The following is a 14,682-nucleotide window of genomic DNA, read 5'->3' as shown; positions in this document are numbered from 1 at the left end:
TCAATTTCCACCTCCTGCTGAGGTGGTTCACAGCGATCTTGTGTGCCTGGATCCAGGTCTGGCCCGCCGACGGCACAGACGCAAAACCCGCCTGAAATATCGCTCAGGCGGGTTCTTCACGGACGACAATAGAATTTTTGCTTCGTCTCGACAATTATGCAGTCGATAGCGCGCAGCCCGCCGGAAGAACTTTGTCGGCAGTCATTTGATTTATCAGCGATTTCACAAGAGCGCTAGCTGTATCGAGTTCCAAGCCTTCCGCTATATCGATATTTGAATTCCAAACATTGACATTGCTTTTCTGATCTATCAGATCTGCATGAAAGATTCTCCCAGATAATCCCACATGCTCCCATTGAACATATAACGCGGCGTTCGGTTCAAACTCTTTTATTTTCTTATCTATCTCCAGATGAAGGGCGGTATTCTCTACAAATTCGACGCGAGAATCTATTCCGCATGCCTGAAGATCGTTTCGAAAGAGGGCGGCGAAAGCTTTCTTTCTCTCTCCTCCAGTTATGCCGAAGGAGTCATCCATCAACGACGCAGCTATAAATAGACTTTTTTCTACCTTGTCGTAATTGGTCGATCTTGCTGACTTGATAACGGTGCTCGTGCACCCCATCAATATCGCTAATGGTAATAGAAATGATATGTATACAAATTTGCGCTTCATGGAACATCGCCTTAAGTTGATATATCGTGATGGTTTTTCGAGCTCAGGAGTGAACGCAAGAAGCACAAATGCATTTAGCTAGCTGCGCACGAGGTCGGTAATATTTTGTCGGAAATCATGCGATCTATAAGCGATTTTGCGAGAATATCGTAAAAATTATGTCCGCTTATTGTTGTTATGTCTGCCTGCCAAATGGCCTTTTTGCTGGATCTGTCGATCATTTCCGCATGGTATGCGCCAACAACTGGAGCGCCAACGCTTACAGTTTGCGACACCAGTCGAATTAAGAGAATTGCCTCTGGATCTCGGGCGCCCGGCGGAACGGTGACTGTAGCTGTATTGCCTTCACTAAATTCGACGTTTGTTCGAATGCCGCAAGCTTCTAAAGAGCTAGATATTCTAGTTCTGAACGCCATAAGAGGATTGCTGGCTGGCTCGCCGGAATTGGCTTTGGCGCGGGTGTCGCCGAACGCAGCTCCGACAAATATGCTTTGAGGTGTATGATCGTAGTTATCTGATTTTACCGAATAGATATTAGTGCTCGCCTGCTTGCACCCGCCCAACAGCACCATAAGTAGCAATGTCGCAATTGAAAAAAGTGCTTTCATATTCATAGCAAACTCTCAAATAAATTCTTTGCTGCCAAGAGGGAAATTGCAACAGACTCCGTCGCCTTTAGGTTGTTTTGTTCGTGAATGCAATAATTTTTGTGGAATTTCAAGATTTTTCGTTCTGCATGATCACCCCTCCATCGGCCGATCGAACGACACGCTCTTGATGAGCGCATGGACCGGCTTGCCGGGGGCGAGCGCCAGGGTTTCGGCGGAGAGGCGCGTGATCTCGGCGACCAGGATCGTGCCGCCGCAATCGAGCCGGAGGCCGACCGCGGTCGGGCCGACCGCCGTCATGTCGACGATCGTCGCCGGCAGCGTGTTCAGGATGCTGAGGCCGGTCGGCGGCGCTGTCGCGATCGCCACGTCGCGGGCGCGCAGCTGCACGCGCACAGCTTGGCCGAGGGCGAGCCGCCCGGCCGGCACGGTCAGCCGGCCACCCGGAAAATCGAGGGTCGCCAGCTCGTGCGATGCATCGATCGCGCTGACCCGCGTCGCCAGCACGGCGCCGGGCTCTGTTCCGGCCGCCGGATCGAACCGGCTCATGACCTCGCCGATCGGCCCGGCCGCCGTGACCCGGCCGGCTTCGATCATGACCAGCTGGTCGGCCAGCCGCACGACCTCCTCGCGGCTGTGGCTGACATAGACCATCGGGAGCCGCGTCTCGTCCCGGAGCCGTTCCAGATAGGGCAGGATCTCGTCCTTGCGCGCTTGGTCGAGGGAGGCGAGCGGCTCGTCGAGCACCAGGAGGCGGGGCGCCATCAGGAGCGCCCGGCCGATCGCGACGCGCTGCTTCTCGCCGCCCGAGAGCGTCGCGGGCCGGCGGTCGAGCAGATGGCCGATGCCCAGCAGCTCGACGATGTCGGCGAGCGGCATATTGCTCGCCCGGCGGCCCTGGAACCAGGCGCCGTAGAGCAGGTTGTGGCGGACGGAGAGGTGCGGGAACAGCCGCCCGTCCTGGAACACATAGCCGATCCGCCGGCGATGCGGCGGCACGAAGACGCGGGCGGCGCGGTCGACCAGCGCCTCGCCATCGAGCGCGATGCGGCCCTTGTCCGGTCGGACGAGGCCGGCCAAGAGCGCTGCAATCGTGCTCTTGCCGGCGCCGGACCGGCCGAACAGCGCGGTGACGCTGCCGGGGCTGTCGAACGCGACCTCGAGCGTGAAGCCGGGCCGGGCGAGGGCGACGTCGACGACAAGGCTCATGCGCCGGCCGCCCGGCGCCTGAGCCGGCGCGCCACCAGTTCGGAGCCGAACACGGCTACGACCGACACTGCGACCGAGAGCAGCGACAGGCGCAGCACGGCCGCGTCCGTGCCTGGCACCTGCAGCAGCGAGTAGATCGCGATCGGGAGCGTGCGCGTCTCGCCCGGGATGTTCGAGACGAAGGTGATGGTGGCGCCGAACTCGCCCAGACTCTTGGCGAATCCGAGGAGCGCACCGGCGAGCAGCCCCGGGACGATGAGCGGCAGGGTCACGGTCAGGAACACGAGGATCGGCCGGGCGCCGAGCGTCGCCGCCGCCTGCTCCAACCCCGGATCGATCGCCTCGATCGATAATTGCAGCGCACGGACGACGAGCGGGAAGCTCATGACGCCGGCGGCGAGTGCCGCCCCGGTCCAGCGGAAGGCGAAGACGAGGCCGAACCAGCTCTCGAGCCAGGCGCCGATCGGCCCGTGCCGGCCGAATAGCAGCAGGAGTGCATAGCCGGTCACGACCGGCGGCAGCACCAGCGGCAGGTGGATGATGGCACTCAGCAGCAGCCGGCCGCGGAACCGGCCGCGCGCCAGCGCCCAGGCGACGGCGAGCGCCGGCGGCAGGCTCACGACCGCGCTCCAGACGCCGATGCGCAGGCTGAGTTCGAACGCCTCGGCTTCGAGCGGGGTCAAGAACGGCATGGGGGTGGCGGCGGTCCTGAAGGTTGGACGGAAAAGGAAATTCCCCGTCGTGTCTGGCGGTGCCGCGTCTGGCGGCGGTCGATCGCGATGCTATACTGCCGGTCCTGTCGCCGTCGAGGCGACCGACTAGCGCCAAGCCTTTGCCGCAGCGCATGAGATCGACCCGAAACGGGAGACACCCATGACCCTTGTGACGAATTCGGCTTGGCCTCCGGCCTCCTGGCGGACCGAGGCCTGGAGCGTCGCGAAGCCGGCGCGCACCAGCCGCGGCGGTCTGGTCGCGTGCCAGCATCACTTGGCCGCAGCGGCTGGCGTCGAGTTGCTGCGCGCCGGCGGCAACGCAGTCGATGCCGCGGTCGCGACCGCCTTCGCGCTGGGTGTGGTCGAACCGTGGATGAGCGGCATCGGCGGCGTGGGATTCATGGTCGCGGCCGAGGCCAAGACCGGCAAGGTCACCGTCGTCGATTTCGGCCCCGTGGCGCCGGCCGGGCTCGATCCCGCGCGCTATCCGCTGGCGTCCGCAACGGCCGCGCCCTCCATGTTCGGCTGGCCCGCGGTCGAGGACGGCCGCAACGATCGCGGCTATGAGGCGGCGGTCGTGCCGGGCGCGGTCGACGGCCTCGGCCTCGCACTCGAGAGCCTGGGGCGCAAGAGCTTGGCCGAGGTGCTGGCGCCGGCGATCCGGCTCGCCGAGATCGGCCTGCCGCTCGACTGGCATTCCGCACTCGCGATCTCGCTCGCCGCTGCCGACCTCGCGTGCGACCCGGCGGCGGCGGCGATCTATCTGCCGGGCGGCCTGCCCGCGGTGCCGCCGACCGATCGGCCGGCCGGCGCGCTGCCGCTGGGGCAACTCGCCCAAACCCTGAAGCGGATCGCCGAGGCCGGGCGGCGCGACTTCTACGAGGGCGAGCTTGCGGCCGGCATCGCGGCCGACCTCAAGGCCGGCGGCAGCGTCATCACGGCGGCCGACCTCGCGGGATATCGCGCCGAGCTGCGCGAGCCGCTCGTCCACGACTACAAGGGCGTCCGGCTCCATTTTGCCGGGCCTTTGAGCGGCGGGCCGACGGTGATCCAGGCGCTGGACGAGATCGGCCGCCGCCTGCCGACCCTGCCGCTCGGCCGGCCGGACGGGGCGACCTTCCGCATCTATGCCGAGGCGCTCCGGGCAGCGCACGAGACCCGGCTCAACGAGCTCGGCGCCGGGACGGCTGGCAACACGACCCATCTCTCGGTGGTCGACCGCGACGGCAACATGGTGGCGCTCACCGTGACGCTGCTCGCCCGGTTCGGCGCCCGCATCGTGCTGCCATCGAGCGGCATCCTCATGAACAACGCCATCAATTGGTTCGACCCGCGGCCGGGCCGGCCGAATTCGCTTTTGCCCGGCCGGCGGCCGCTCGCCAACATGTGCCCGGTGGTGGCGACCCGCGACAGCGGGCCGTGGGTGGCGCTTGGCGCCTGTGGTGGCCGCAAGATCCTGTCGGCCGTGACCCAGCTCGCCTCGATGCTGATCGACTACGACCTGTCGCTCGACAGCGCATTTGCGACGCCGCGGCTCGACGCCAGCACCGAGCGCGTGCTGGTCGACGCCGCCATGGACCCGGAATGGATCGCCGAGATCGACCGGACGCTCCCGGTCGAGATCGTGCCGGACCAGGTCTATCCGAGCCACTTCGCCGTGCCCTCGGCGGTCATGCGCGACGAGGGCACCGGCCTCAATTCGGCGGCGACCCACCTGCGCTCGCCGGTTGCCGCCGTGCTGGGCGAGGAGGAGTAGCGGGGGAGGATCAGTCGAGGACGGCGCCGCGGCGCTCGGGGATGAGCAGCGCCGTCACCACCATGTCGAGGAGGTAGATCGTGGCCAGCAGCGCGATCGCGGCGCTGAAGGAATAGGCCGCGGCCAGGCTGCCGACAACGACCGGGCCGAAGCCGCCGACGGCGCGGCCCAGATTGAACAGCACGTTCTGCGCCGTCGCGCGCGCCGCCGTCGGATAGAGCTCCGACATGAGCGTGCCGTAGCCGCCCAGCATGCCGTTGACGAACAGGCCCATGACGGCGCCGCCCAGGAGCAGCGCCGTCGGATCCGTCAGCTGCGAATAGACCAGCACCATGACGACGGCACCCGCCTGGTAGGCGAGGAACGCCGGCCGCCGGCCGATGCGGTCGGCGAGCTCGCCGAACAGCAGGATGCCGGCCGCCATGCCGAGGATGGTGACGCCGGTCCACAGCGCCGATTGGGTCAGCCCATAGCCGAACCGGGTCGAGAGATAGCTCGGCAGCCAGATCATCAGGCCGAAATAGCCGAAGTTCTGCACCGAGCAGAGCACGAACATGGCGAAGCTGACCTTGGCCGTCGCCCGGTCCTTGACGAGCAGGCGGAGCGAGGCGAGCCAGCCGGTACCAGACCGCTGGGCCCGCACCGCGATCTCGGGCTCGCCGACGGCGCGGCGTACCAGGAACGAGACAAGCGCCGGCACGAGGCCGACTGCGAACATGCCGCGCCAGCCGATCGCGGGCAGCAGCACCGGCGTCACCAGCGCTGCCAGCAGCACGCCCGCCTGCCAGCCCAAGCCTACATAGGAGGACGCCCGGGCGCGCAACTGCGGTGGCCAGGTCTCGGCGGCCAAGGCCATGCCGATGCCGAACTCGCCGCCGAGCCCCAAGCCCGCAATCGTGCGATAGACAAGGAGGTCGCGATAGCCGGTCGCGAGCGCGCAGAGGCCGGTAAAGAGGGCGAAGATCAGGATCGTCCAGGTGAGCACGCGGATGCGGCCGACATGGTCGCTCAAGACACCGAACAGCACGCCGCCGCCGACGGCGCCGCCCAAGGTCCAGGTGACGAGCGAGCCGGCCTCGGCGGCGGAGAGGCCGAGCTCGGCCGAGATCGCCTTCAGCATGAATCCCAGGATCAGGAGGTCGAACCCGTCCATGGCATAGCCCAGCATGGCTGCGCCGAGCGCCCGCCGGGCATAGGCGTCGACTCGCACCGGCGGCGCCGTCACCGTCACCTGTTCCGCAATGTCCATCTTTCCCCCGACGCTCCCCTCGCGCGCAGCGACCCCCATGTCGCGGCCTGCTGTCGTGACATGCAATTGTCATACTGGAAGCGGCCGCGCCGATGCGACGGGAATTTCATGGCAGCCGAGGGCGGGGGCGCGGCAGCGTTTCGCCCGGCGCAGGGGCAAGGGGATTGCGCGCCGCCGCCGCCTTCGCTAGTTTCCGCCGCCTCGCACGCGCTGTATCATGCCCGTGCCTGCGGAGGGGTGGCCGAGTGGTTGAAGGCGCACGCCTGGAAAGTGTGTATACGGGCAACCGTATCGCGGGTTCGAATCCCGCTCCCTCCGCCAACGCTCTCTTCTATCCAATCTGATATTCGACAGAGGCTTTTTGGCGGGAGATGCTAGCCCCACACGATGCCTCACATTTTGCATTAGTGAGGTTATTCGTCGTCCGTGAATTGGGCAACCATTGTCACCGTCATCGGCTCGCCGGGTGCCGTGCTGAGGTTGACAACATGGTGGGGTGCCAAGGTCCAATCTTCCGAACCGGAACCAGCGCTGCTCTTATCGAATTTGGCGCAGCGGGAGAGGCCGACGCGGAGCCTCCGGAGATCGACCTGTGCCGGGTCGAGAGCCGCCTGCAGACAAGGTCCATGAAATGTCCGTCGGCGTTTGTCTGTTGATAACGGGACGCACCATCGGTCGCCTTTAGTCACTGCGCGACCCGCACAGCGAGATGCAAGGTGGGAAGCCAGGGAGGTTGCGTGGACTTCCGTTGAACGGCCCTGAAGAACGGCGATCGCCTCCCTTGGCAGCAAGCCCAGGGCCCTCGACCGAGATCGATTGCTTCAGGCCCCAGATCGACCGTCCTTGATCTCTCTCCCGCAGCGGTGGGTTCGCCGCTCGGCGTCGGCGCAGCACCGGTCATGCGCGTTGACTCCGGTACCGATCGTGTAGTGGATCCGACATCCGGAACCGGTATCATTTCGACCCATGCGTGACTCCATGACTGTCGAGATGCGTCGAACTCGCGAGGCGCCGAATGAGGCATCTGCCAGGATCGGGGCGTGGTGAAGGCCTGGCGCTCTCACAGCCTGGTCTCGATCATTTGCGGCTTGTTGCTTGCGGGCAGTCCGGGCGTCGGCGCTGCGGGGACCACCCAAACCACCGTACCCCAGCGCGTCAATCTCGATATTCCTGCTCAGCCGCTCGCCTCCGCGCTTTATGCCTATAGTGCCGCGACCGCGATTCAGGTTGCAGCCGATGGCGCCCTGGTCTCGGGACGCCAGTCCGCAGAGCTCAGGGGTGCCTTTGCGCCCGAGGATGCCTTGCGAGACCTGCTGGCCGGGACCGGGTTGACGGTTCGGCGCACGGCTGCGGATGCTTTCGTCCTCGTCCCTGTCCGGACGGAGGAGGTCTCGGCCGGGCCGGCCGAGCTAGCTCCCATGCCGGACTACATCGATTATTCCGCCGTGATCCAAGCGGCGATGAAACGCACCCTCTGCCGGCTTGGGACAACCGAGCCCGGTGCCTACCGGATGGCCGTACAGCTCTGGATCGCCCCTTCCGGCACGGTTACCGAAACCAACCTTCTTGGTTCCAGCGGGAACAATGCCCGCGATGCGGCACTTTCGACCATGCTGCACAATCTCGCCGTGGGGGCGCCGCCACCGGCTGGCCTGCCGCAACCAGTAACCGTGCTTATTTTGCCGCGTTCCCCCGTTGCGACAGGAGATTGCAGTCCGGCCAATAGTCCCTGAGGCCGATATCAACCTCGAACACTTGGGAGCGCGTAACGGTTTTATGACTATTGCGCAGGCGGCCCGCTGCGAACATTCTGCAGGAGCCATCTCTCTTCGAATGATAAGCGAACTTCATGTGTGACCTCGCAAAACCGGGGCGGAACGAGGCCGAGTGATGTTGCGGCAGTTGCTGGCGGATGATTATGACGACCTTAAGCTCCGTCTCACTCGTCGCCTCGGCTCGACGGAGTTCGCAAGTGAGGTATTGCACGAAACCTGGTTGCGTCTGGAGCGCCAGCCGGGCGAGCCCAGCCTGCTTCGCAATCCGAGGGCCTACCTCTTTCGCGTGGCGCTCAACATTGCGAAAGATCGTCGACAGGCAGATAGCCGGCGCCTGACGCTTGCCGAAATCGACGCGCTCCGTCGGGCCGATCGCGACGAACTCGATCCTGCACGAATTGCGACAGCGCGGGCGGATATCGAATCTCTCATCGATGCGCTTCAGGAGCTGCCCGATCGATGTCGCGCCATTTTCGTCGCCGCTCGCGTGGAAGAGCTGCCGCATCGCGACATTGCCCAGCATTTCGGGATCTCGACCCGCATGGTCGAGCGCGAACTCAGGCGTGCTTTGGCCCATTGTCGTGCCCGCCTCGAAATAAATTTGTCATGACGGTTCGGGTTGCACTTGCCAGAACAGTCTAGAATACGAAACCGCTGGATCGACGGCAGCGGCGGAAAGAGAGAGGGCGTGTCCGGTCCGCAGAAACAGCATCGTTTGACGGCGACCGGGGGCGAGGCTCCTGGCCGCGGGAACGAAGCGATAAACCTCGAGGCTATGGCGTGGGTCATGCGGCTCACTTCCGGCGAGGCGACTGCTGCCGACGCCGAGGCGCTCAACCGCTGGCGCGCCCAAAGCCAGACACACCGCCGGGCGTTCGCCGAAGCCAATCTGCTGTGGGACAAGCTCGGTCCCGCAGCGGTCGAAATGGTGAGCCGCGCCGGCAAGGTGGTGCCCCTCGCCAGGCAGCAGGGCGTCGGGCAGCAGGGCGCCAGGCAGCAGGGCGTCGGTCAGCAGGGCGGCGGCCCGCGCCTCGGACGCCGCGCGCTGCTAGGTGGAACAATGGCGGCCGCGGCGGCTGCAGCTGGATACGCGATCGTGCGTCCGCCCTTCGCCTTGTGGCCGTCCTTCGCCGACTTGGCAGCAGATTACCGGACCGGGAAGGGCGAGCAGCGACGGATCACCCTAGCCGGTACCGTCTCGGTCGAGCTCAACACGGAGACCAGCATCGCGCTGCGCCCCGGTGCGGGCGAGGAGAGCCGGATCGAACTGATTTCCGGAGAGGCGGCAATCGCTGCGAGCGGGCCGAGGGCGGCGCCTTTCGTCGTATTGGCGGGAGCCGGTCATGTGGCGGCGGCCAACGCGCGCTTCAACGTGCGCCTCGACGGCTCAACGGTGCGCGTGACCTGCCTGGAAGGGACGGTCCAGGCGACGTGCCGCGGGCGGGCCGCCACTATCCAGGCGAACCAGCAAATCGTCTATGGCGAGCCGGGGCTGAGCCAGGTCGCGGCCGTGGATCCAGAGGTTGTGTCGGCGTGGCAGCAGGGCTTGCTCGTCTTCCGGTACATGCCGTTCGACCAGGTGGTCGAGGAAATCAACCGCTATCGGCCGGGCCGGATCATCGTCATGAACGCTGAGCTCAAGCAGCGCTCGGTCGTGGCGAATTTCCGCCTCGACCGGCTCGATCAGGCGATCGATCAGTTGGCTGGGGCGTTCGGCGCGCATGTCACGTCCCTGCCCGAAGGCATCGTGCTGCTGAGCTGACGGCGCTGGAGCATTTGCCGGCGACAAAGCTTCGTCGACAAGGTGAAGCCGAGCCGCATCGGCGTAACTTCCTGTTATCGATAGAAGATTTTCGCCGGCATCCTGTTGGCTGGCTGCCCCGGAGAATTTTTTCGTTTCCGCGTGTCGGGTCGGGCGGGTCTCGCCAGTCTGTCTAAGTGAGAGAGCGGTGCCGAGACTCAGGTCGCGTCATCGCTGCTCGGCCATTTCGCTGATCCGCCAACAAGCGCGTTGACAGGAGCCTTCATGCTCATCCGTCGGAACGATATCGTGCGCCGTTCTCCACGCTCATTTCACGCAGCACTCTTGACCAGCGTGAGCGTAATGACGCTGCTGGCCGCCGGTGCCCCGGCGGAGGCGCGGAATATTCTCGCGGCGGATGGCGCGGCCTCGGCGACGGCCAACGCGGCGGCGGGCGCCGTCATGTCGGCGCAGCAGGCGGCGGCCGCGACGCAGCAATCGATGAACTCGCTCGCCCGCGCGACGCAAGCAATCCAGGCCATGCAAGCGGCCCAGAGCGCTGCCCGCAACCTGGCCTTGAGCGCGCCGAGCACGGTGCCGAACGGGCTCGGCGCCGGCGGGCTGCAGGTGGCGCCCAATGTCGGGACGGATCCGAGCCTCTGGCAGAACGCCAACCTGCCGACGCAGGCGACGAGCGGCGGGCAGACCACCGTCACCGTGAAGCAGACCGCGCAGAAGGCGATCCTGACCTGGGCTCAGTTCAACGTCGGCAAGGACACGACGGTCCATTTCGACCAGACGGCCGGCAACAGCTCGGCCGGCAACAACTGGATCGCGCTCAACCGGATCGTCGATCCCTCAGGCGTGCCGAGCCAGATCCTGGGCCAAATCAAGGCCGAGGGCTCGGTCTATCTCCTGAACCGCAACGGCGTGATCTTCGGCGGGTCCAGCCAGGTCAACACGAACTCGCTGCTGGTCTCCTCGCTGCCGTTCATGGGCGAGCCGGTGAACCTGGCGTCGATGGTGCCGGGCAGCGCCGCCTATGACGCGGCCGTCCAGGCGAGCAACAACGCGTTTCTGACCGTCGGCATCACCGGCTTCCAGGGCACCCCGTTTCTCGGCGTGACGAACGCGTCGCTTTCGGACGTGCAGAGCTATGGCAATATCACCGTCTCTGCCGGGGCGCAGATCCAGGCCGGCAGCCTCGGCTATGCGCTGCTCGCGGCGCCGAACGTCTCCAATGCGGGAACCATCCTCGCACCCAACGGTCAGGTCATTCTCGCCGCCGGCATGGGGGTTGAGCTCGACTCCCCTCTCGCAGGTGCCGCCAGCTCCTGGCTTAGCCCGGGGCTCGTCGGTGCTGTTAATCCTTCCGGGCAGCGAGACCAGACGCCGGTTTTCACGGCGACCAATACCGGCCTGATCCAGGCCACCACCGGCAACGTCACGATGCTGGGCGCCACCGTGACCCAGGCCGGTGTCATTGCGGTCACCACCAGCGTCGCGCGGCCCGGCGGCATCGTCTTGAGCGCGGCGGATGAGAGCGACACCACCAGCTCCGCGGACGCCCGGCGGACCGGCCCGCTGGTGCTGGCACCCGGTTCGGTGACGACGGTGCTGCCCGAAGAAGATGGCGAGACGACGACCTCGACCCAGGCGGCCGATACGTCGTTCAAGCCCGGGACGATTTCGCTCATCGGTGGCGCGGTCACGTTCAACAATGGCTCGCTCGTGGAGGCGCCGGGGGCCAATGTGACCGTGGCGGCGCAATTGCCTGTCTCGTCGACAGCCAGCATCAACGGGGATGCCCTCGGCCGCGTCTATGTCGACGGCGGGGCGGTGATCGACGTTTCCGGCCTCCCGGACGTGCAATTGCCGGTGTCCGCCACGCTGGTCAAGATCGGGCCGCTGACGACGGACGATCTCGCCGATGCGCCCTTGCAGCGCAACGGGTTCCTGTTCACCAGGACGGTGGTGATCGACAGCACGGTCACGGGGACGCGCGCGGACGGCGAGGCCTGGGTCGGCTCGCCCTTGCTCAACGCGCAAGGCTATGTCGATGAGATGCCGCGCACGATCGACCAGATGCTGGTCAATGCGGGGTCGCTGAGCCTGACCGGCGGCGAGGTCATCACCGCGCCGGGCTCGGTGCTGAATCTGACGGGCGGCTATATCCATTATCTGGGCGGCACCATCGCGACGACCCGCCTGGTCGATGCCGCGGGCCACCTGGTCGACATCGGCGAAGCCGATCCGAACGATACCTTTGTCGGCATCGCCGGGCAGTTCACCGTCCACCATGCGCATTGGGGCATCACCGAGACTTATGGCAGCGGGCTACTGAGCGGCGGCACCTATGTCCCGGACTATATCCAGGGCGGCAATGGCGGGGCGTTCAACATCCTCGCCACTTCCAGCTACGAGCCCTTCAACCAGACGGGCACAACCGGCGCGATGATCCTCGACGGCGAGATTCTCGCGTCATCCGAGGCCGGCCTGCATCAGGTCCGGGGCGGCGGCTTGCCGAAGGGCGGCTCATTGTCGGTCGGCAATAGCTCCAATCCGACCATAACGCAGAACATCGTCATCGCCGATCAGGGCACGCAACTCGACGCCATTGCGCCCGGGTTCAACGCGGATACTTCCCTCGCGACCCCGGCCTATCAAGCCCTGTCGCAGAGCGATCCGAACAACATTTTGTACACCTCGACCCTGTCCGCGCCGATCCTCGACGCGGCGGGATTCTCCGCGATGAGCTTCAACAGCTCCAAGAATTTCGCGGTCAACGCCCCGCTCAAGGTGCAGCCCGGCGGCTCGATCTCGCTCACCGGCGGCGCCGTGCAGGTTAATGCCGATCTGACGGCCCCGGGCGGGACGATCAGCATCACCGGCAAGAGCTATATCCTTGGCACGAGCAGCAGTGGTTACACGGCTTCCCTGCTGTTTCCCGGCGACGTCACGATCGGTACCGGCGTCACCCTCAGTGCGGCGGGGCAATGGGTGAACGATGCCGGTCTCGACCCGAACCGGCAGACCGGCGCTGCGACCATCAACGGCGGCAGCATTTCGATCATCACCCAGGGCAACTCGCTCGGGCTGCAGGGTATCGATACGTTGCCGGCTTACGATGTCACCGGCGCGATCGATCTCGAGCCCGGCAGCGTGCTCGATGTGTCGAGCGGCGGCTATGTCCAGCCGAACGGGCTGCTCAAAGCGGTGGACGGTATCCCCGTCGGCAAGGGCGGCAGCATCTCGCTCGAGACCTATGTGTTCCAGTACAACGAGGGCTTCGGCAACTACGCCACCCCGCTTCTGCCGCAGAGCCAGCCGACGCGCGGCACCATCACGCTCGGCGGCACCCTGCGCGGCTTCGGCTTTTCCGGCGGCGGCACGCTGACGCTGCAGACGCTGGACCTCCAGATCGGCGGCGATGCGGCGGCGGCCCCGTCCTATGCGCTCGTCCTGCCGGCGAGCTTCTTTTCCAGCCAGGGCTTCGGCGCCTACAACCTGACGGCGGACTATGACGCGACCATCGCGAGCGGCACCACCGTCACGGTCAGCGAGCAGAACTTCATTCCAAATGCCAAGGCGCTGCTGGCAGCACCGACCGGAACCAACCTCTACGGCGCGGGCGGTGCGGTGCCCGACGGTTCGCTGGTGTCGGTCGGGTCGCTCGACCCCTATCATCGCCAGGCCGCCAGTTTCTCGCTGACCGCCGGCGAGTACATGGGATGGAGCACAACCAACGGGGCCGGCTTCGGCATTGCCCATCCCGTCTATCCCGGCGTGACCGGAACGCTTCTGCTCGGCCAGGGCGCCGCCATCCTGGCCGATCCGGGGGCCGCCGTCTCGCTCACCTCCTATGACCAGCTGACCGACCTCGGCACGATCGTCGCCCATGGCGGCAGCATCTCCTTGACCGGTGCCGCGGCCGACAGCACGCCGGCCACGAGCTCGGTCTGGCTCGGCGCCGAGAGCGTGCTCGACGCCTCGGGCATCACGCTGCTCGATCCGTTGGCGACACCCGTCTGGACCGCGTCCGGGCAGATCGTGCCGCGCACCGGCAAGGTGCTGGCGGGCGGGTCCGTCTCGGTGCTCGACGGCACCGGCTACGTCATCGCCGCGGCCGGGTCGGCGATCGACGTGTCCGGGGCCGCCGGCACGTTCGACCTCGCCGGGGGCACGGGCGGCCAGCCGGGGAACAATTATGTGCCGACGCCGGTCTGGAGCAATGCGGGCTCGATCACGCTCGGCGGCGTCGGCGGCCTGCTCTATGACGGCACGCTCATCGCCCATGGCGGTGCCGCGGAGGCGGATGGCGGCACCTTGACGCTGTCGCCGGCGAGCATGGAGGTCCTTAATAACCTGCGGAACTTCCAGGGGACCACGACCACGCGGGCCAGCGGGATCATCCTGCAGCAATCCGGCACCTTCATGCCGGCCGGGCTCCAGCCCGGCCAGGCGATCGCGGGTAGCACGCCCGGCTTCGAGCGGTTCGCCGTCGACCGGCTCGACGGTTCGGGGATCGCGAGCCTGGTGGTCGCCGCCGATCCGATCGCCGTGGCCAACGGTGTGCTCGGCGGATCCACGTTGAATGAGCCGGTCGCCGTCGGCTTCGCCGGCAACGTCTCGATCGGCCTCGGCCGGTCCTTCGTCTCGGATGCGACCGCATATGTGGCGCTGCCGGCCGGCGCGACGGCCATCCCGACCCTGGCGGCGGGGCTGACTTCCGTCGGCGGCACGCGCGTGTCGATCGCGGCGCCGTATGTGGATTTCGGCGGCGCCGCGTCGGCACCCCCGGTGCTGGCCACGGCCAACGGCACGCTCTCGGTCCGCGCCGGCACGCTCGACCTGACCGGGCAGATCGGCCTCGCGAACTTCGGCACCGCGACCTTCGCCAGCACCGGCGATACGCGGCTCTACAGCCTCGTCTACAGCCAGACCGCGATCCCGAC

10 protein-coding genes and 1 tRNA gene are annotated in these 14,682 nt (G+C 66.0%); 6 read left to right on the top strand and 5 right to left on the bottom strand.

The genetic code is table 11. The features are described from left to right. Nucleotides 1-154: 154 nt before the first annotated feature. From IEY58_RS34025 to modB, 4 genes are all read right to left on the bottom strand, one after another. Nucleotides 155-676 carry a hypothetical protein gene (locus IEY58_RS34025; RefSeq protein ID WP_189052643.1) on the bottom strand — a complete coding sequence of 174 codons (522 nt, stop codon included), beginning with the start codon at nt 674-676 and terminating at the stop codon, nt 155-157. A 74-nt stretch (nt 677-750) separates the two neighbouring features. Next, nucleotides 751-1,290, bottom strand: coding sequence for a hypothetical protein (locus IEY58_RS34020; protein ID WP_189052642.1), 540 nt, complete (start codon nt 1,288-1,290; stop codon nt 751-753). 126 nt (nt 1,291-1,416) lie between these two features. Beyond that, a complete protein-coding gene (gene modC, locus IEY58_RS34015) occupies nt 1,417-2,493 on the bottom strand; it encodes a molybdenum ABC transporter ATP-binding protein (RefSeq protein WP_189052641.1) in 1,077 nt (358 codons plus the stop codon). Further along, on the bottom strand, nt 2,490-3,185 hold the full coding sequence (modB, locus tag IEY58_RS34010; protein ID WP_189052640.1) for a molybdate ABC transporter permease subunit: 696 nt from the start codon (nt 3,183-3,185) through the stop codon (nt 2,490-2,492). The genes modC and modB overlap by 4 nt, the downstream gene beginning before the upstream one ends. Nucleotides 3,186-3,366: 181 nt before the next feature. On the opposite strand from modB, the gene IEY58_RS34005 reads away from it, so the two are divergent. After that, nucleotides 3,367-4,962 (top strand): gamma-glutamyltransferase family protein, encoded by a 1,596-nt coding sequence (locus IEY58_RS34005; protein WP_189052639.1) that lies wholly within the window; start codon nt 3,367-3,369, stop codon nt 4,960-4,962. Between the two features lie 10 nt (nt 4,963-4,972). Here the strand turns inward: IEY58_RS34005 and IEY58_RS34000 are convergent, their stop codons facing one another. Further along, on the bottom strand, nt 4,973-6,211 hold the full coding sequence (locus IEY58_RS34000; RefSeq protein ID WP_189052638.1) for an MFS transporter: 1,239 nt from the start codon (nt 6,209-6,211) through the stop codon (nt 4,973-4,975). 231 nt (nt 6,212-6,442) lie between these two features. Between IEY58_RS34000 and IEY58_RS33995 the strand changes: the two genes are divergently transcribed. The 5 genes from IEY58_RS33995 to IEY58_RS33975 form a co-directional block, all read left to right on the top strand. Then, a tRNA-Ser gene (locus tag IEY58_RS33995) sits at nt 6,443-6,532 on the top strand. Between the two features lie 719 nt (nt 6,533-7,251). Further along, nucleotides 7,252-7,944, top strand: a complete 693-nt coding sequence (locus IEY58_RS33990; protein ID WP_189052637.1) for a secretin and TonB N-terminal domain-containing protein — start codon at nt 7,252-7,254, stop codon at nt 7,942-7,944. A 157-nt stretch (nt 7,945-8,101) separates the two neighbouring features. Further along, nucleotides 8,102-8,596 (top strand): RNA polymerase sigma factor, encoded by a 495-nt coding sequence (locus IEY58_RS33985; RefSeq protein WP_189052636.1) that lies wholly within the window; start codon nt 8,102-8,104, stop codon nt 8,594-8,596. Nucleotides 8,597-8,674: 78 nt separating this feature from the next. Further along, complete coding sequence (locus tag IEY58_RS33980; protein ID WP_229744176.1) at nt 8,675-9,748, top strand: FecR family protein; 1,074 nt, start codon at nt 8,675-8,677, stop codon at nt 9,746-9,748. Between the two features lie 264 nt (nt 9,749-10,012). Continuing rightward, the coding region (locus tag IEY58_RS33975; protein WP_189052635.1) for a beta strand repeat-containing protein at nt 10,013-14,682 on the top strand (4,670 nt) is incomplete at its 3' end.

The sequence above is a fragment of the Aliidongia dinghuensis genome, assembly GCF_014643535.1.
Lineage (GTDB): Bacteria > Pseudomonadota > Alphaproteobacteria > ATCC43930 > CGMCC-115725 > Aliidongia > Aliidongia dinghuensis.
The sequence above is the reverse complement of the archived record's forward strand: the minus strand, read 5'-3'. Positions and strand labels throughout refer to the sequence as shown.